Raw genomic sequence first — 17185 nt, forward strand, 5'->3', positions numbered from 1 at the left:
AGGGGGCGCCGGGCCGGCCGGACCGGCGAGGGTCGGCGCGGCGGTGGGTCCGCCGGCCGCAGGGACCGACCCGCGCACGGTCGTCGCGGTGCTCACGTACCGGCGCCCCGACGACCTGCGGGCCGCGCTGCCGATGCTCGTCGCGCAGGCCCGCACGCTCGACCCGCCGGCACGGGTGCTCGTCGTCGACAACGACCCGGACGCGGGGGCGCTGGACGTCGTCGCGCAGGTCGCGCAGACCACCGACGGCGTGGACGTCGTGCACGTGCACGAGCCGCGCCCCGGCATCGCCGCGGCCCGCAACCGGGCGCTCGACGAGGTCGGCGACGCCCACGTGGTCGTCTTCGTCGACGACGACGAGCGGCCGGTCGACCGGTGGCTGCGGCTGCTCGTCGACACGTACCTCGTCGACCGGCCCGAGGCGGTCGTCGGCCCCGTCGTCAGCGAGTTCGTGCAGGAGCCCGACGCGTGGGTGCGGGCAGGGCGCTTCTTCGACCGGCGTCGCCTGCGCACGGGCACCACGACGGACGTCGCGGCGACGAACAACCTGCTGCTCGACCTGGACCGCCTGCGCGAGCTCGGCCTGCGTTTCGACGAGGCGTTCGGCCTGTCCGGCGGCTCGGACATGCTCATCACCCGGCAGCTCTCCGGGGCCGGCGGGCGGATCGTGTGGTGCGACGAGGCCGTCGTCGTCGACGTCGTGCCCCCGGACCGCGTGACGCGCACGTGGGTGCTCGCCCGTGCGTTCCGCTCCGGCAACACGTGGGCGCGCACCTCCGTGGTGCTGGCGCCGGGGCCGCTCGGGCGCACGGTGGTGCGCCTGCGCCTGACGGGGGAGGGCCTCGTGCGCACCCTCGGCGGCGCGGCCCGCGTGGTGGTGGGGCGCCTGACGGGCTCCGCGTCGCAGCACGCCCGCGGGCGGCGCACGCTGGCCCGGGGCACGGGCATGCTCGCGGGCGCCTACGGCACCGTGTACGTGGAGTACGCCCGGGACGGCAACCGCACGGTGCGCGCGGCGCACGTGCCGGGGGCCCGGTGAGCGCCGCGCGCGGGGGGACCGCGCGCTCCATGACGATCACGCTGGTCGGCAACCTCTTCCCGCCGGTCGTCGCGCTCGCCAGCGGGCCGATCCTCGCGCAGGCGCTGGGCGTCGCGGGCCGCGGCGAGGTCGCGGCCGCGACCGCCCCGCTGGGCCTGGCGATCGCCCTCATGACCTTCGGCGTGCCGGAGGCCGTGTCGTACGCCGTGGCGCGCCACCCGCGGCTCGTGCGGCTCGCGGCGCGCAACGGCGCCCTGATCGTCGTGCTCGCCGGCCTCCTCGCGACGGCCGCGGTGCTGCTCGCGCGGCCGTGGCTGAGCGGCGGCGACGTCGGCATCCAGCACCTCATGGCCGTGGCGTCCCTCGCGGTGCTGCCGACCCTGCTGCTCGGCGTCCTGCGGGGCATCGCGTCCGGCCTGCAGCTGTGGGCGCTCGTCGCGTGGGAGAAGGTGCTGGCGTCGGGCCTGCGGCTGCTCGTGCTCGTGCCGCTGTGGCTGACGGACCACCTGACGCCGTTCACCGCGACCGTGGTGCTCGCGGCGATGCCGGTGATGGGTGCGCTCGCCTACCTGGTGCTGCCCCGCCGGCTGCCCGAGGCGGCGCCCGACGACGACGGGCTGGCCTCGACGAAGGCGCTGACCGGCTACGGGCTGCGCCTGTGGATCGGCACGATCAGCGGCATCCTGCTCTCGCGGATCGACCAGACGCTGATGACGCCGCTGAGCAGCGCGTACGAGCTGGGCCTGTACGTCGTGGCGGTCAACGTCAGCGAGCTCCCGCTGGTGATCCACCGGGCCGTCCGCGACGTCACGTTCGTGACCGACGCGCACCGCAGCGAGGACGCGCGGCTCGCGGCCGCGGCGCGCATCTCGACGCTGATCTGCGCGGTGGTCGCCCTCGGTCTCGGCACGACGATGGCGTGGTGGCTGCCGGCGCTGTTCGGCGCGGACTTCGCCGGGGCCGTGCCCGTGGCGTGGCTGCTGCTCGTGGCCGTGCTCGTCAGCACGCCGGGGTCCATCGCGGGGGCCGGGCTCAGCGCCCGCGGTCGTCCGGGGCTGCGCAGCCTCGCGCTGGTCGTCGCCTGCATCGTGAACATCGGCCTGCTCGTGCTGCTGGTCCCCGTCTGGGGGGCGATGGGGGCGGCGGTCGCCACGCTCGTCGGGTACGTCATCTCCAGCGCCCTCAACGAGGTGCTCCTGGGCCGCCTGTTCGGTGTGCGCATGCGGGACTTCCACGGCGTGCGCCGCTCGGACCTGGTGACGCTGCGCGACTACGGCCGCAGCCTCGTCCGCGGCGTGGGTCGCCGGCTGCGCCCGCGGCGCCGCTCGCGCGCCTGACCCGGACCGCACCGCGCCCGGCCGCGCCCGACCGCCCGGCCGAGCAGGTCGCCACGCTCCGGGTGGCGACCGGTCGCGCCGTCAGGGTCCCGGGGGCAGTCCCACGGCCGCGGCCATGCCCGCGACCATGTGCGCGGACGTGAACCGCTCCTCCAGGCGCGCCCGCGCCCGGACGCCCGTGGCGGCCGCCGCGTCGGGGTCGGCCAGCAGGTCGAGCACGCGCCCGGCCAGCGCCCGCGGGTCGCGCGGCGGCACCAGCAGCCCGTTGACGCCGTCCTCGACGTAGTCCTCGACGCCGGGGGTGGCCGTGAGGACCACAGGCCGGGCGGTCGCCATGGACTCCAGCGACACCGTCAGGCCCGACATGTGCAGGTTGGGCCGGGTCGCGACGGCGACGACGCTCGCCCGCGCGTACAGGTCGCGCAGCTCGACGTGCGTGAGCCGGGGGATCTTGGTGACGCCCGCGGGGGGCGGCACGTCCGACGCGTTCTGCACGACGATCTCGACGTCGGGGCGCGCGGCGTGCACGGCCTCGAGGGCCGCGAACAGGGTGGACGGGTCACGGTCCCGGTCGCCGCCGATGCTCACGACGAGCGGTCGCTCGGCGGGCGGTCGCGCGGGGAAGAAGTCCGCGTCGACCCCGAACGTGAAGAAGGCGACGGGCGGGCCGCCCGGGCCGAGGGCGCGCCGCAGCGGCTCCACCTGGGCGCGGCTGTTGACGAAGACCCCGTCCATCCGCCGCAGCAGCGCGACGGTGCGCCGCACCCGGTCGGACGTGGGGTCGGCGGCGTGGGCGTCCGTCAGCCAGATCGCGCCGGCGTGCATGCGGGCGTGCGGGGCGAGCACGAGCATGCGGCGGGCGAGGTTCTCGTCCCACGCGATGCCCAGGTCGGTGCCGGTGCGCGGCCCGCGGTGCAGCAGGTCGCGCGCACGGGCCCTGAGCACCGCGGCGCGCCCCGGCTCGGGCAGGCTCGCCGTGGCGACGGGCACGCCCGTGCGCTCGAGCAGGTCGAGCCCGTAGGGCCAGCGGCCCGGCACCTCGCCGCGGGCGTGGCGCGCGCTCCACGTCGTGACGTCCCGCTCGGCGCGGAACACGACCTCGACGGACGTCGTCGGGGCGGCGGGCGTCGTCATCGGGCGGCTCCTGCGGGCGTCGGGTGCGGTGCGCGGCGGGCGCAGGCGCGGAACACGTCGGCGTGGGCGGCCGCGACGCCGGGCCAGTCGCGGGTGCTCAGGTCGGGCCGGGCGGTGCCGAGGTCCAGCGCGGCCGCGGCCTCGAGCGCGCGCGTGAGGTCGGCCGGGGTCAGCGTGCCGTCGAAGGTGGTGACCCAGCCCGGGCCGGTCTCCGCCGCGAGGCGGGTCGCGGTCGCGCCGGCGGGCACCAGCACCGGGCGGTCCAGCGACAGCGCGAGCAGCGCGGCCCCGGAGTTCTGCAGGCGCCGGTACGGCAGCACCACGACCTGCGCCGCGCCGACCTCGGCGGCCAGCACGTCGTCGTCCGCGTACTCCAGGCGCAGGCCGACCCGTGCGTCGGTCGCGGCCTGCGCGGCGATCGCGTCGCGCAGCGCCGGGGACTCGGGGCTGCCGACGACGTGCAGCGTCAGCTCGTCGTCGTCGACGTCGGCGAACGCCGCGAGCAGGTCCTCGACGCCCTTGTAGGGGCGGACCAGGCCGAAGTAGAGCAGCCGGCCGGGCCGTGGCGCGGTGCGCGCGGCGGTCGCGTACCAGTCGCGGTAGTGCGGGTGGGGGATCGTCACGGCCGTCGAGCCGGGGCTCGCCGTCGCCGGGCGCACGGTGTCGGGCGTGAGCATGATCCACGTCGCGGTGCGCCGGTCCACGGCGCGCAGCAGCAGGCGCTCGACGCGCCCGCCGGGCTCGTGCGGGTCGGTGTTGTGCAGGGTGCGCACCACGGGCGTGCGGGTCAGCGCGAGCCGGGCCAGCAGCGCGGCGGCGGCGAGCTGCTTGACCAGCGTGCGCGGGCGCGTGGAGGCCCGCATGAGCTTCTCCGGCCAGTGCACGTGGAACACGTCGTAGCGGCCGACGAGCGCGGTGCGCCAGCTGAACGTCACGGCCCGCACGTCGGGCGGCAGCTCGGCGGGCAGCCGCGCCAGGTACGGGTTGGTGGTGCGCCGGGGCGCGGGGAACGACTCCAGGACGGTCACCGGCACGGTCTGGTCGGTGGTCATGCGGGCCTCTCGTCGAGGGTGGCGTGCCCGGCGTCGACGCCGCGGCGGGGCAGCAGGAGCAGGCCGAACGCCAGCACGAGGATGGGCATGGCGCTGTAGATCGGGCCGAACGCGAAGTTCCACAGCATGAGGCACGCGAGGTAGATGACCAGGCCCGTCGCGACCCGTCGTGCGACCGCGCTCGCCAGCGACCACACCGCCAGGCCGAGCATCCAGCCGGCCAGCACCAGGCCGACGGGGCCGTGCCGCGACCACAGGTCCGCGAGCACCGAGTGCAGCTTGATCTCCCCGCCGAACATGTAGTTCTCGACGTAGCCGTTGTTCGGGTCGTAGTTCAGCGCGGCCATCCCGGACTTCGCGACGAGGATGTCGTCGAGGTTCGCGACGACGCCGATGCCGTACCCGGCCGGCCGCTCCGCGAACAGGGCGACGCTCGCCCCCCACTCGGGCCGCCCCCCGAGCAGCAGCGAGCCCGACGCCTCGACCTGCGCGATCGACCGCTGCTGCGTCTCCTCGCCGAGGTAGCCCTCGAGGATGAGGTTGGTGCCGGCGGAGTACACGCAGGCCGTCACCGCACCGAAGAACGCCAGGGTGGTGATCGCGTTGGCCCGCCGCCCCAGGGTGCGCGGGCGCAGCTGCCACAGCACCAGCAGCGCGGCCAGCACCAGGGTGGCGAAGGCCGAGCGGGAGTCGTTGAGCATGCTCACCGCGGCGATGAGCAGCAGCAGCGTGATCTCCGCCGGCCGCGGGCGCCGCCGCACGACGAGCGCGAGCGCGAGCACCGTCAACGCGTAGGAGAAGTTGTACTTCCACGGGTTGGCGGGGTTGATGGGCTCGAGCGCCAGGCGCATCACGAGGCCCGCGGCCGCGCTGAGCGCCACGACCCGCACGGGCACGACGGTCCGGGCCCACAGCAGCAGGCCGATCCCGGCGACCCCGCCGAGCATCAGGAGCACGTGCGCGCGCAGCAGCGTCGGGTCGACGGTGTGCGTCGCCGACGCCGACGCCGACAGCCACAGGCCCGTGAGCAGCGCCAGGCCCGTGAGCGCGAGCAGGGTGCGGGCCCCGACGAACCGGCGCGTCGCGGACCACCACACGGGGGTCAGCGCCAGGGGTACGAGCACGGCCGTGGTGAACGCGTCGACCAGCGGCATCTCGAGCGTCAGCGCGGCGACGGCACCGACGGCGACGAGCCGGGTCGAGACGCGGACCCGGGCCGGGACCGCGACGGCGGCCGGCTGGGCGTCGGCCGGCTGGGTGGCGGACGGCGGTGCGGCCGGCCCCGCGCCGGGCACGGGCACGTCCCGGGCGGCGGGCGTGGTCGTCGCCGTCACGGCACGCTCACGACGACGTGGTCGCGCCGGCCTGCGGGTCCCGCAGGCGGGTGTCGGACAGCGGGCCGAGCAGCGGGCCGAGGGCGTCGGACGGCGGCTCGTCGGCGGCCGACGCCTCGGGGGACGCGGCGGGGGTCGGCGCGCTCGTCGGGCCGCGGCGCGACGCCTCGTCGGGCTCGTCCGGCGCGGTCGTGGCGGTCACCGGGCCGGGGACGTCGGCGGCGGGGGCCGGTGCGGGGGGCGGCGGAGGGCCGATGAAGAGGCGGACCGGGCCGGCCTCGGGGACCGGTGCCGACGCCCCGGCGGCGACGCGCTGGCCGAGCGTCACGATCGGCACCGCGACGGTGGGCATCTCGCCCTCGTCGGGCAGACGACGGGCGGACGGTCCGGCGGCGGCCGCCGTGGGGGGCGCCACCGGGCGCGGGGGCGCGGCGTGCGAGGCGGCGGCGCGCCGCGCGGGGCGGCGCATGGCCGGCCAGGCCCGGGCCGTCGACTGCGGCGTCGAGCCGTACGTCACCGCGGCGCCCGAGTCCTTCGACGACACCTGGTTGAGCAGCAGCCCGAGGACGCGCGCCTCGACGGCCGCGAGCGAGGTCAGCGCGTCCTGCAGCTGCGCCCGGTGCACCCGCCGGCACCCGACGACCACGAGCGCCCCGTCGGTCATCCGCGACAGCACGGCCGCGTCCGTCACGGGCAGCAGCGGCGCCGAGTCGAGGATCACGACGTCGTACCGCTCGCCGAGGTCGCGCAGCAGGTCGGCCATCGCGGGGGAGTCCAGCAGCTCGCTGGGGTTCGGCGGCACCTGCCCCGCGGGGAGCACGTGGAGCGTCCCGTCGCCCCAGGGCTGCACGACGTCCTCGAACCGCGCCTCGCCGATGAGCGTGGTGGTCAGGCCCACCGACCCCTCCAGGCCCAGGTACCGGGCGACGGACGGGCGGCGCAGGTCGGCGTCGACGAGCACGACACGCGCCCCGCCCTCGGCCATGGCGATCGCGAGGTTGATCGCCGCCGTGCTCTTGCCCTCGGTCGGCAGGGACGACGTGACGACCATCGAGCGGCTCGGCCCGGCGACCGTGAGGAAGCGCAGGTTGGTCCGCAGCTTGCGGTACGCCTCGGCGCGGTCGCCGAACGGGTCGTCGACCATCGCCAGCGGCGCCTTGCGGCGCTTGCGGTCGAAGCGCACGGTCGACAGCACGGCGGTGCCGGTCACGCGGCGCACGTCGCGCAGCGAGCGCACGCGGGTGTCCAGGACCGTGCGGGCCAGCGCCAGGACCACGCCGAGGACGAGCCCCGCGGCCAGCCCCGTGGCCGCGTTGAGCTTCGTGTTCGGCGAGAACGCGTACGACGGCGGCGCGGCCTGCGCGACCACGGTGATCTCGACGTTCGGCGCACCGTCGGCGCCCTCGCCCTCGAGGTCCTCCACGGCCGTCGCGAGCTGGGCGCTCACGGCGTTCGCGATCGAGGCGGCCTTGTCCGGGTCGCCGGCGACGGCGGAGATCTCGAGGATCTTGGAGTTCAGCGGGCTCGTCGCCGTGACGGACCGCGCGAGCGACCGGGCGTCGGTGTCGAGGTCGAGCCGGTCGATCACCGGGTCCAGCACGTACGGCTTCGTCGCCAGCTGCGCGTAGGACTCGATGCTCGCCTGCGCGTACGTCGACCCCTGCACGAGCTCGCCCACCGAGGTGGTCTGCGGCACCGTGACGTACACGCTCGACGTCGTGCGGTAGCTCGGGGGCAGGGTCTGGGACCAGGCGTAGGCCGCGCCGAAGCCCAGCACGGCCAGCACGGCGACGACCAACCAGTGCTTGCGCAGTGCGGCGAGGTACTCGGCCGGCTCCATCAACAGGTCCCTTCGGTGGCGGCCCGGAACGGCGGGCGCCCGACGCGCCGGCGTCCCACCGCGGATCGGTGCATCCGATTCTCGACGATCCTCGCCCGACCACGCCCCGCAGCAGGTGGGCGAATTGTGAAAACCTGCCGGATTTCGCCCGGTCGGTCCAACGTGCGACGCCCGTCCGGACCAGCATCGCGGGCATCGGGCCGCCCGACACCCCCGCGGCGGGCCCAGGCGGGTGAAATGCGGTCCCGACCGGGTGAGGAGGGGCCCGAGCGCTATGTCGGACCCGTCCGGTTTGCCTAGTCTCGTCCCACGGACGCCGCACCACGCGGCGTCACGGTCCTCGACGGGGCGGGCCGCGCAGGAGGGACGTCGTCGGGAGGGCGCCATGGCACGGATCGTCGGGTACGCACCGGGGGCGTACGACCTGTTCCACGTCGGCCACCTCAACATCCTGCGCCACGCCAAGCGCCGGTGCGACTACCTCATCGCCGGCGTCGTGGCCGACGAGGTGCTCGAGACGACCAAGGGGCGCCGCCCGATGGTCCCGCTCGCCGAGCGCATGGAGATCGTCAAGCACATCTCCTACGTCGACGAGGTCGTGGCCGAGACCCAGCCCGACAAGGTCGAGACGTGGCGCGAGGTCGGCTTCGACGTCATCTTCAAGGGCGACGACTGGCGCGGGACGCCCAAGGGTGACCGCCTCGAGCGCGACTTCGCCGCGGTGGGCGTCGAGGTCATCTACTTCCCGTACACGATGCACACGTCCAGCACGGCGCTGCGCCGCGCGCTGGCGGCGCTCGACGGGGCCGACACGCGCGCGGCCGAGGTCGGCTGACCCCCTCCCGGCAGCTCCGCCCGGCAGCTCCATCCGGCCGTCCACCCCCGGTCCGTCCCGCCTCGCGCCCCGCACGGCCGGTGTCGGGGGCGGCTCGTAGACTCGTCGCACACACCCCGGTCCGCACGGATCCGGGGCGTCCGTGCTGCGTCTGCGCACCCGCACGCCCCCGCGTCGGTGCGTGGCCCGGCACTCCGGACACGCGAAGGAAGACATGGACCTCACCGGACTGCTGCCCGCGCTCCTCGCCGACCCGGCTGCCGCCGAGGCCCTCGCCTCGGTGCGCGCGCGCGGTGCGCTCGACGTCGTCGGCCCCGCCGGCGCACGCCCCCCGCTGCTCGCGGCGCTCGCGGGGGCCGCGGCCTCGGGCGGCGGGGCCTCGGGCGGGTCCGCGACCGCCGGCGCCGCCGGGCGGCCGCTGGTCGTCGTCACGGCGACGGGGCGCGACGCCGACGAGCTCGCGTCCGCGCTGCGCTGCTACCTCGGCGCCGACGACGTCGCGGTGCTGCCGAGCTGGGAGACGCTCCCGCACGAGCGGCTGAGCCCGCGCTCGGACACCGTGGCCCGGCGGCTGGCCGTGTTCCGGCGCCTGGCCCACCCGTCGGACGCACCGGGCCCGGCCGGCCCGGTGCGGGTCCTGGTCATGCCCGTGCGCGCCCTGCTGCAGCCGGTCGTCGACGGGCTGGGCGAGCTGCGCCCCGTCGAGATCGGGCCGGGCGACCGGGTGGACCTGGCGGACGTGGCGGCCCGGCTGGTCGACGCGGCGTACACGCGCGTCGACATGGTCGAGCGGCGCGGGGAGTTCGCGGTGCGCGGCGGGATCCTCGACGTCTTCCCCCCGACCGAGGACCACCCCCTGCGCGTCGAGCTGTGGGGCGAGGACGTCGAGGAGATCCGCTGGTTCTCCGTCGCCGACCAGCGCTCGCTGGAGGTCGCGGACCACGGTGTCTGGGCGCCGCCCTGCCGGGAGATCCTGCTGACCGACGCGGTGCGGGCGCGGGCGGCGTCGCTGGTGGAGCGCCTGCCGGGCGCGGTCGACATGCTCGACCGCCTCGCGCAGGGCATCGCGGTCGAGGGCATGGAGTCCCTCGCCCCGGTGCTGGTCGACCGCATGGTCCCCGTGCTGGACCTGGTGCCGGACGACAGCCTGCTGGTGCTCGTCGACCCCGAGCGCGTGCGGCGGCGCGCGCACGACCTGGTGGCGACCACCGAGGAGTTCCTCGCGGCCGCGTGGACGTCGGCCGCGGCCGGCGCACAGGTGCCCCTCGACCTGTCGTCGGCGTCGTTCTCGACGTTCGCGCAGGTCCGCGGCCTGGCGGAGGTGCGCGGGCTGGGCTGGTGGACGCTGTCGCCGTTCACCCTCGACGCGGACGCCGCGGGGGCGGCCGACGAGCAGACCACGGTGCCGCCGGGCGCGGCGGCGCTCGACGAGGGCCCGGGGCACGTCGACGCGGTGCGCACGCTGGTGCTCGCGGCGCGCGATGTCGAGCGGTACCGCGGCGAGGTCGAGCGGGCCGTGGCCGACGTGCGCCGTCTGCAGCAGGACGGCTGGCGGCTGGTGCTGGCCACGGAGGGCCACGGTCCCGCGCAGCGCATGACCGAGCAGCTGCGCGCGGCGGACGTCCCGGCGCGCCTCGTCACCGAGGTGGCGCAGGAGCCGGAGGGCGGCGTGGTGCTGGTGACGCCGGCGCCGCTCGGCCCGGGGTTCGTCCACGAGCGCCTGCGCCTGGCCGTCTTCAGCGAGGCCGACCTGACGGGCCGTGCGGGCACGAGCACGCGGGACATGCGCCGCATGCCGAGCCGGCGCCGCAACGTCGTCGACCCCCTGCAGCTGCGGCCGGGCGACTTCGTCGTGCACGAGCAGCACGGCGTCGGGCGGTTCGTCGAGCTCGTGCAGCGGACCATCGGCACGGGGGCGAACGCCGCGACGCGCGAGTACATGCTCGTGGAGTACGCGTCGAGCAAGCGCGGCCAGCCGGGGGACCGGCTCTTCGTGCCCACGGACCAGCTCGACCAGGTGACCAAGTACGTCGGCGGCGAGGCGCCCAGCCTCAACCGGATGGGCGGCTCGGACTGGCAGAAGACCAAGGGCCGGGCGCGCAAGGCCGTCAAGGAGATCGCGGCCGAGCTCATCCGCCTGTACTCGGCGCGCATGGCCACGCCGGGGCACGCCTTCGGCCCCGACACCCCGTGGCAGCGCGAGCTGGAGGACGCGTTCGCGTACGTCGAGACGCCCGACCAGCTCGCGACGATCGACGAGGTCAAGGCCGACATGGAGAAGTCCGTCCCCATGGACCGGCTCGTCTGCGGCGACGTCGGGTACGGCAAGACCGAGATCGCGGTCCGGGCGGCGTTCAAGGCCGTGCAGGACGGCAAGCAGGTGGCCGTGCTCGTGCCCACGACCCTGCTCGTGCAGCAGCACCTCGACACGTTCACCGAGCGCTACTCGGCCTTCCCCGTCACGGTGAAGGCGCTCTCGCGCTTCCAGACCCCGGCCGAGAGCAAGCAGGTCGTCGAGGGTCTCGCCGACGGGTCCGTCGACGTGGTGATCGGCACGCACCGGCTCATCACGGGCAGCGTCCGCTTCAAGGACCTCGGCCTCGTGATCATCGACGAGGAGCAGCGGTTCGGCGTCGAGCACAAGGAGACCCTCAAGGCGCTGCGCACCAACGTCGACGTCCTGGCGATGAGCGCCACGCCCATCCCGCGCACCCTGGAGATGGCCGTCACGGGCATCCGCGAGATGTCGACGCTGGCCACGCCCCCGGAGGAGCGGCACCCCGTGCTCACCTTCGTCGGCCCGTACGAGGAGCGGCAGATCGCGGCCGCGATCCGGCGCGAGCTGCTGCGCGAGGGCCAGGTGTTCTTCGTGCACAACCGGGTCGAGTCGATCGAGCGCACCGCGTCCCGGCTCAACGAGCTGGTGCCCGAGGCCCGGATCGCGGTCGCGCACGGGAAGATGGGCGAGCACCAGCTCGAGCAGGTCATCGTCGACTTCTGGGAGAAGCGGTTCGACGTGCTGGTCTGCACGACCATCGTCGAGACCGGCCTGGACATCTCCAACGCCAACACCCTGATCCTCGAACGGGCGGACCGCCTCGGCCTGTCGCAGCTGCACCAGCTGCGCGGGCGCGTGGGCCGCGGGCGCGAGCGCGCGTACGCGTACTTCCTTTACCCGCCCGAGGCGCCCCTGACCGAGACGGCCCACGACCGGCTGCGCACCATCGCCGCGCACACCGACCTCGGGGCGGGCATGGCCGTCGCCATGAAGGACCTGGAGATCCGCGGCGCGGGCAACCTGCTCGGCGGCGAGCAGTCCGGGCACATCGAAGGTGTGGGCTTCGACCTGTACATCCGCATGGTCGGCGAGGCCGTCGCCGGGTTCCGCGGCGAGGAGCCCGAGGAGCAGCCCGACGTCACCATCGAGCTGCCCGTCGACGCGCACATCCCGCACACGTACATCGCGCACGAGCGGCTGCGCCTGGAGGCGTACCGCAAGCTCGCGAGCGCGACCACGCAGGCCGCGCTCGACGAGGTCCGGGCCGAGCTGGTCGACCGGTACGGCCCCGTGCCGCAGGCCGTCGAGAACCTCTTCGCCGTCGCCGGCTTCCGCCTGCACGCCCGTGCCGCGGGCCTCGCGGACGTCACCGCGCAGGGCCGGTTCGTGCGGTTCGCGCCCCTGGAGCTGCCGGAGTCCGCCCAGCTGCGGCTCAAGCGCCTGTACCCGGGGTCGGTGCTCAAGCCCGCGACCCGCACCGTGCTGGTGCCGTTCCCCACGACCGCGCGCGTCGGCGGCAAGCCGCTGCACGGCGACGCGGTGCTCGCGTGGGCCACCCAGCTCGTCGACGCGGTCGTGCGCGGCGACGTCTCGGCCGCCGCGACGGTCGGCACCCGCTGACGGGCGCGGCGGGCCCTACGATGGCGGCGTCGACGACGCGGGAGGTCGAGGTGACGGTGGTGCGACGAGGCACACGGCGCGTGCGGGTGCAGGTCCTGGCGACGGCCCTGGCGGGGGGTGCGCTCCTGGCCGGGTGCGCCGGCCAGCCCGGCGCCGCGGCGCTGGTCGACGGGCGGGAGATCAGCACGGCCCGGCTCGCCGCGGCGACGGACGAGCTGACGCCCCTGTTCCCCGAGGTCAGCGCGCAGGAGGTGCTCGGCGTGCTCGTGCTGGAGCCCTTCGTGCGCGAGGTCGCGCAGGACAACGGCGTCGGCCCCAGCGACGAGGAGGCGCGCGAGCTGCTCGAGGGCGTCGCCGCGCAGCAGCTCGGCGAGGAGGCCGCGGCCGAGCTGGAGCTGTCGGAGACCGCGCTCGCCGTGGGCCGGTACTCGCTGGCGGCGTCCGGGCTGCAGGAGGTCGCGGACCCGGAGGGCGCGATCGCGGACTTCCAGGCGCGGGTCGAGGACGCGGACATCGAGATCAACCCCCGCTTCGGCTCGTTCGTGGACCTCGGCGTCGTGGCCCCGACCGCACCGGAGTGGGTCGTGCCCGCGGGCGGCCTGGTCGCGGACGAGGGCGGCGAGGGCAGCACGGACGGGTCGTCACCGGCACCGACGCCGTGACGGCACCGACGCCCGACCGGCCGGGCGGCTCGTCCGCCGTGCGGGACGGTGCGGGCGTCGCGCGCCTCGTCGCGGTGATGGACCGGCTGCGCTCGCCCGGAGGGTGCCCGTGGGACGCGCAGCAGACGCACGAGTCGCTGCTGCCGTACGCCCTCGAAGAGGTCCACGAGCTGGTCGAGGCGGTGGAGCACGGCGACCGCGACGACCTGCGCGAGGAGCTCGGCGACGTGCTGCTGCAGGTGGTGTTCCACGCCCGTCTCGCGCAGGAGCACCCGCAGGACCCGTTCGACCTGGACGCCGTCGCGGCGGGCGTGGCCGACAAGCTCGTCCGCCGGCACCCGCACGTCTTCGGCGCCGAGCAGGCGCCCCCGGTCGACGGCCCGGCGCCGGCCGTCGACGACGTCGACGGGCAGCACCGGCGGTGGGACCGGCTCAAGCGCGCGGAGAAGCCGGGGCGCACGTCGGCGCTCGACGGGGTGCCCGCGACGCTGGGCGCGCTGGCCCGGAGCCAGAAGCTCGCGTCACGGGCGCGACGGGCAGGGCTCGACGTCACCGCCGGTGCGAGGTCCGAGGTCCGTCCGGGACGGCTGCCCGACGGCTCGCTGCCCGGCGTTGCGGCGGTCGGGGCGGACGACGTCGGCGAGCGGCTGCTCGCGATCGTGCTCGAGGCGGACGCGCGGGGCGTCGACGCCGAGGGGGCGCTGCGGCGGGCGTCGGCGGCCTGGGAGCAGCGGCTGCGGTCGGCCGAGGTCGTCGGCGCCGCGGGCGCGCCGGAGCGGCTCGCGTCGGAGCGGCGCGGGGCGGGTCGGAGCGGGGCGGACGCCCTGTGACACGAGCGGTCTCGCCCCTCGGACGGCGTGACGACGGTCACCCGGTAGCGGAAAGCGCTTTCTAGGCCTAAGGTCCGGACTGGTCACGCCCGCGTCCGACGACGATGGGCGCAGGTGGCGGGACGCACGTCCCGCCTGACCGCCGGTCCGGCACCAGCACGGCGTCGGGACCGGCCCGGCAGACGACAGCAGGCCCGAGGAGGCCCGGATGAGGATCGGCGTCCCACGTGAGGACCGCGCCGGCGAACGGCTGGTCGCGGCCACGCCGCGCACCGTCGCCAAGCTGCGCGACCTGGGGTACGACGTCGTGGTCGAACGCGGGGCCGGCACCGCCGCCACGTTCACCGACGCGGCCTACGAGGTGGCGGGCGCCACCGTCGCCGACCGGGCCGACGTGCTCGGCTGCGACGTGGTCACCACCGTCACGCTGCCCGCCGACACGTCGGCGCTCGCCCCCGGCGCGACGCTCGTCGCCATGATGTCCCCGCACGGGGACGCCGCGCTGGCCGAGCGGCTCGCCGCGCAGCGGGTCACGGGACTCGCGCTCGACGCCGTGCCGCGCATCTCGCGTGCGCAGGCCCTCGACGTGCTGTCCACGTTGTCGAACGTGGCCGGCTACCGCGCCGTGATCGAGTCCGCCGAGGAGTTCGGCGGCATGTTCACCGGCCAGGTGACGGCGGCCGGCAAGACCGCCCCCGCCAACGTCTTCGTCATCGGCGCCGGCGTGGCCGGGCTCGCCGCGATCGGCACCGCCAGCAGCCTCGGCGCGCAGGTGCGGGCCTTCGACGTGCGGCCCGAGGTCGGCGAGCAGATCGAGTCCATGGGCGCCCAGTTCGTCCAGGCCGCGGGCGCCGCGCAGGAGGTCTCCACCGACGGCTACGCCCGCGAGCTCACGGCCGAGCAGGAGCGCCTGACCGAGCAGATGTACGCCGAGCAGACCGCGTGGGCCGACATCGTCGTGACCACCGCGCTGGTCCGCGGCCGTGCACCGCGCACCATCACCGCGGCCATGGTCGCCGCGATGAAGCCCGGCTCCGTCATCGTCGACCTCGCCGCGTCCGGCGGAGGCAACTGCGAGCTCACGGTCCCCGGCGAGCGCGTCGTCACCGACAACGGCGTCGTGGTGCTCGGCTGGACCGACCTGCCGAGCCGGATGCCGCAGCACACGTCCCAGCTGTTCGGCACGAACGTCGTGCACCTCATGGCGCTGCTCACGCCCGGCAAGGACGGGCAGCTCGTGCTCGACCTCGACGACCCCGTGCAGCGCGGCATGACCGTCGCGCACGACGGCGAGGTCCTGTGGCCGCCGCCGCCCGTCGCGGTCTCCGCAGCGCCCGCGGCCCCGGCCGCGCCCGTCGAGACGCCCGAGGAGGCCGCCGCGCGGCAGGCCGCCGAGGCCGACGCGGCGCAGCGTCGCGCCCGGCGCCGGTCGGTGCTCTACGCGCTGGGCGCCGTGCTCGTCGCGCTCGGGATCACGGTGTCGCCGCCGGAGTTCCTCGGGCACTTCACGGTGTTCGCGCTGGCCGTGGTCGTGGGCTACTACGTGATCTCCAACGTGAGCCACTCGCTGCACACGCCGCTCATGGCCACCACCAACGCCATCAGCGGGATCATCCTCGTCGGTGCGCTCCTGCAGATCGGCGACGCGTCGTGGCTGGTCACGTCGCTCGCGTTCGTCGCCGCGACGGTGGCGGCGATCAACATCTTCGGTGGCTTCCTCGTCGCCAACCGCATGATCACCATGTTCCGCAAGGAGGTCTGACGCCGTGCTGACGTCCCTGGCGCAGGCCGTGTACCTGGTCGCCGCCGTGCTGTTCATCCTCAGCCTCGCGGGGCTGAGCAAGCAGGAGACCGCCCGCCGCGGCAACCTCTTCGGGATGGCCGGCATGGGCCTGGCCCTGCTGGCGACGGTCGCGCTCGCGACCGACCTGTCCGAGCGCAACCCCGTGGTGACGCTGCTGCTCATCGCGATGGCCCTGGCGATCGGCGCGGTGGCGGGCATCTGGCGGGCGCGGTCCGTCGAGATGACGCAGATGCCCGAGATGATCGCGATCCTGCACTCGTTCGTGGGTCTGGCCGCGGTGCTCGTCGGCTACAACTCGTTCCTCACGGAGGAGCCCGACGCGGTGCACCTCGTCGAGGTGTTCCTCGGGGTGCTCATCGGCGCCGTGACATTCACGGGCTCGATCGTCGCCTTCCTCAAGCTGTCCGCCCGCCTGCGCTCGGCGCCGCTCATGCTGCCCGGCCGCAACTGGCTGAACCTCGGCGCCGTCGTCGCGTCCGGCGGTCTGCTCGCGTGGTTCCTCGCCGCGCACTCGGTCGTGCCGCTCGTGCTCATGACCGTGGTGGCGCTGGCGCTCGGCTGGCACCTCGTCGCCTCGATCGGCGGCGGCGACATGCCGGTCGTCGTGTCGATGCTCAACTCGTACTCCGGGTGGGCGGCGGCGGCGGCGGGCTTCATGCTGAGCAACGACCTGCTCATCATCGTCGGCGCCCTCGTCGGGTCCTCCGGCGCGATCCTGTCGTACATCATGTGCCGGGCCATGAACCGGTCGTTCGTCTCGGTCATCCTCGGCGGCTTCGGCGCCGAGGGCGGGAAGGTGGCCGCCGGCGACCAGGACTACGGCGAGCACCGCGAGGTGCAGGCCGCCGAGGTCGCGGAGATGCTCCGCGGCGCCCGCACGGTCATCATCACGCCCGGCTACGGCATGGCCGTCGCCAAGGCCCAGTACCCCGTCGCCGACCTCACCGCCAAGCTGCGTGCGCAGGGCGTCGACGTGCGGTTCGCCGTGCACCCCGTCGCCGGTCGCCTGCCCGGGCACATGAACGTGCTGCTCGCCGAGGCCAAGGTGCCCTACGACATCGTGCTCGAGATGGACGAGATCAACGCGGACTTCGCCCAGACCGACGTCGTCCTCGTCATCGGCGCGAACGACACGGTCAACCCCGCGGCGCTGGACGACCCGTCCTCGCCGATCGCCGGCATGCCCGTGCTGGAGGTCTGGAACGCCAAGCAGGTGATCGTGTTCAAGCGGTCGATGGCCACCGGGTACGCCGGTGTGCAGAACCCGCTGTTCTTCCGCGAGAACACCGCCATGCTGTTCGGCGACGCGAAGGAGCAGGTCGAGCACATCGTCGCCCCGCTCGGCGCCTGACCCGACCCCGCCCGCCGCACCGCCCTCCGGGGCCGGTGCGGCGGGCGTCGTCGTCCCCGGCCGCGGCCG

General features: G+C 75.4%; 12 protein-coding genes. 8 read left to right on the forward strand and 4 right to left on the reverse strand.

Annotated features, from left to right (window positions below):
* The first annotated feature begins 43 nt into the window (after positions 1-43).
* Both BKA21_RS15105 and BKA21_RS15110 read left to right on the forward strand, forming a co-directional pair.
* Positions 44-1039, forward strand: a complete 996-nt coding sequence (locus BKA21_RS15105) for a glycosyltransferase family 2 protein (protein ID WP_140459960.1) — start codon at positions 44-46, stop codon at positions 1037-1039.
* A gap of 29 nt (positions 1040-1068) precedes the next feature.
* Positions 1069-2376: an oligosaccharide flippase family protein gene (locus tag BKA21_RS15110; RefSeq protein ID WP_140459793.1), complete on the forward strand. Its 1308-nt coding sequence runs from the start codon at positions 1069-1071 to the stop codon at positions 2374-2376.
* An 81-nt stretch (positions 2377-2457) separates the two neighbouring features.
* Here the strand turns inward: BKA21_RS15110 and BKA21_RS15115 are convergent, their stop codons facing one another.
* Genes BKA21_RS15115 through BKA21_RS15130 form a run of 4 tightly spaced genes read right to left on the reverse strand, consistent with a single transcriptional unit; the run spans position 2458 to position 7736 of the window.
* Positions 2458-3510, reverse strand: a complete 1053-nt coding sequence (locus tag BKA21_RS15115) for a glycosyltransferase family 4 protein (protein WP_140459794.1) — start codon at positions 3508-3510, stop codon at positions 2458-2460.
* Entirely contained in the window at positions 3507-4562 is a 1056-nt protein-coding gene (locus BKA21_RS15120) for a glycosyltransferase (protein ID WP_140459795.1), read from the reverse strand. Before BKA21_RS15120 ends, BKA21_RS15115 begins: the two co-directional genes overlap by 4 nt.
* Positions 4559-5896, reverse strand: coding sequence for an O-antigen ligase family protein (locus BKA21_RS15125; protein WP_140459796.1), 1338 nt, complete (start codon positions 5894-5896; stop codon positions 4559-4561). The genes BKA21_RS15120 and BKA21_RS15125 overlap by 4 nt, the downstream gene beginning before the upstream one ends.
* A gap of 7 nt (positions 5897-5903) precedes the next feature.
* A complete protein-coding gene (locus BKA21_RS15130) occupies positions 5904-7736 on the reverse strand; it encodes a tyrosine-protein kinase domain-containing protein (RefSeq protein WP_179625389.1) in 1833 nt (610 codons plus the stop codon).
* 385 nt (positions 7737-8121) lie between these two features.
* On the opposite strand from BKA21_RS15130, the gene BKA21_RS15135 reads away from it, so the two are divergent.
* The 6 genes from BKA21_RS15135 to pntB all read left to right on the forward strand — a co-directional run bounded on the left by BKA21_RS15135 (position 8122) and on the right by pntB (position 17116).
* Positions 8122-8571, forward strand: a complete 450-nt coding sequence (locus tag BKA21_RS15135; RefSeq protein WP_140459798.1) for an FAD synthase family protein — start codon at positions 8122-8124, stop codon at positions 8569-8571.
* A 214-nt stretch (positions 8572-8785) separates the two neighbouring features.
* Positions 8786-12469 carry a transcription-repair coupling factor gene (gene mfd, locus BKA21_RS15140; protein WP_140459799.1) on the forward strand — a complete coding sequence of 1228 codons (3684 nt, stop codon included), beginning with the start codon at positions 8786-8788 and terminating at the stop codon, positions 12467-12469.
* Positions 12470-12528: 59 nt separating this feature from the next.
* Positions 12529-13131: a hypothetical protein gene (locus tag BKA21_RS15145; RefSeq protein ID WP_140459800.1), complete on the forward strand. Its 603-nt coding sequence runs from the start codon at positions 12529-12531 to the stop codon at positions 13129-13131.
* Positions 13128-13961 (forward strand): nucleoside triphosphate pyrophosphohydrolase, encoded by an 834-nt coding sequence (locus tag BKA21_RS15150; RefSeq protein ID WP_239072998.1) that lies wholly within the window; start codon positions 13128-13130, stop codon positions 13959-13961. The genes BKA21_RS15145 and BKA21_RS15150 overlap by 4 nt, the downstream gene beginning before the upstream one ends.
* Positions 13962-14169: 208 nt before the next feature.
* A complete protein-coding gene (locus BKA21_RS15155) occupies positions 14170-15723 on the forward strand; it encodes a Re/Si-specific NAD(P)(+) transhydrogenase subunit alpha (RefSeq protein WP_140459801.1) in 1554 nt (517 codons plus the stop codon).
* A gap of 4 nt (positions 15724-15727) precedes the next feature.
* Positions 15728-17116: a Re/Si-specific NAD(P)(+) transhydrogenase subunit beta gene (gene pntB / locus BKA21_RS15160; RefSeq protein ID WP_140459802.1), complete on the forward strand. Its 1389-nt coding sequence runs from the start codon at positions 15728-15730 to the stop codon at positions 17114-17116.
* Positions 17117-17185: the final 69 nt, after the last annotated feature.

The sequence above is a fragment of the Cellulomonas oligotrophica genome, assembly GCF_013409875.1.
GTDB classification, from domain to species: domain Bacteria; phylum Actinomycetota; class Actinomycetes; order Actinomycetales; family Cellulomonadaceae; genus Cellulomonas; species Cellulomonas oligotrophica.

Excerpts from the sequence above, each read along its gene's own strand:
- mfd (WP_140459799.1), top strand. The coding sequence starts at position 8,786 with ATGGACCTCACCGGACTGCTGCCCGCGCTCCTCGCCGACCCGGCTGCC.
- BKA21_RS15130 (WP_179625389.1), bottom strand. The coding sequence starts at position 7,736 with ATGGAGCCGGCCGAGTACCTCGCCGCACTGCGCAAGCACTGGTTGGTC.
- BKA21_RS15135 (WP_140459798.1), top strand. The coding sequence starts at position 8,122 with ATGGCACGGATCGTCGGGTACGCACCGGGGGCGTACGACCTGTTCCAC.
- BKA21_RS15155 (WP_140459801.1), top strand. The coding sequence starts at position 14,170 with ATGAGGATCGGCGTCCCACGTGAGGACCGCGCCGGCGAACGGCTGGTC.
- BKA21_RS15110 (WP_140459793.1), top strand. The coding sequence starts at position 1,069 with ATGACGATCACGCTGGTCGGCAACCTCTTCCCGCCGGTCGTCGCGCTC.
- BKA21_RS15115 (WP_140459794.1), bottom strand. The coding sequence starts at position 3,510 with ATGACGACGCCCGCCGCCCCGACGACGTCCGTCGAGGTCGTGTTCCGC.
- BKA21_RS15120 (WP_140459795.1), bottom strand. The coding sequence starts at position 4,562 with ATGACCACCGACCAGACCGTGCCGGTGACCGTCCTGGAGTCGTTCCCC.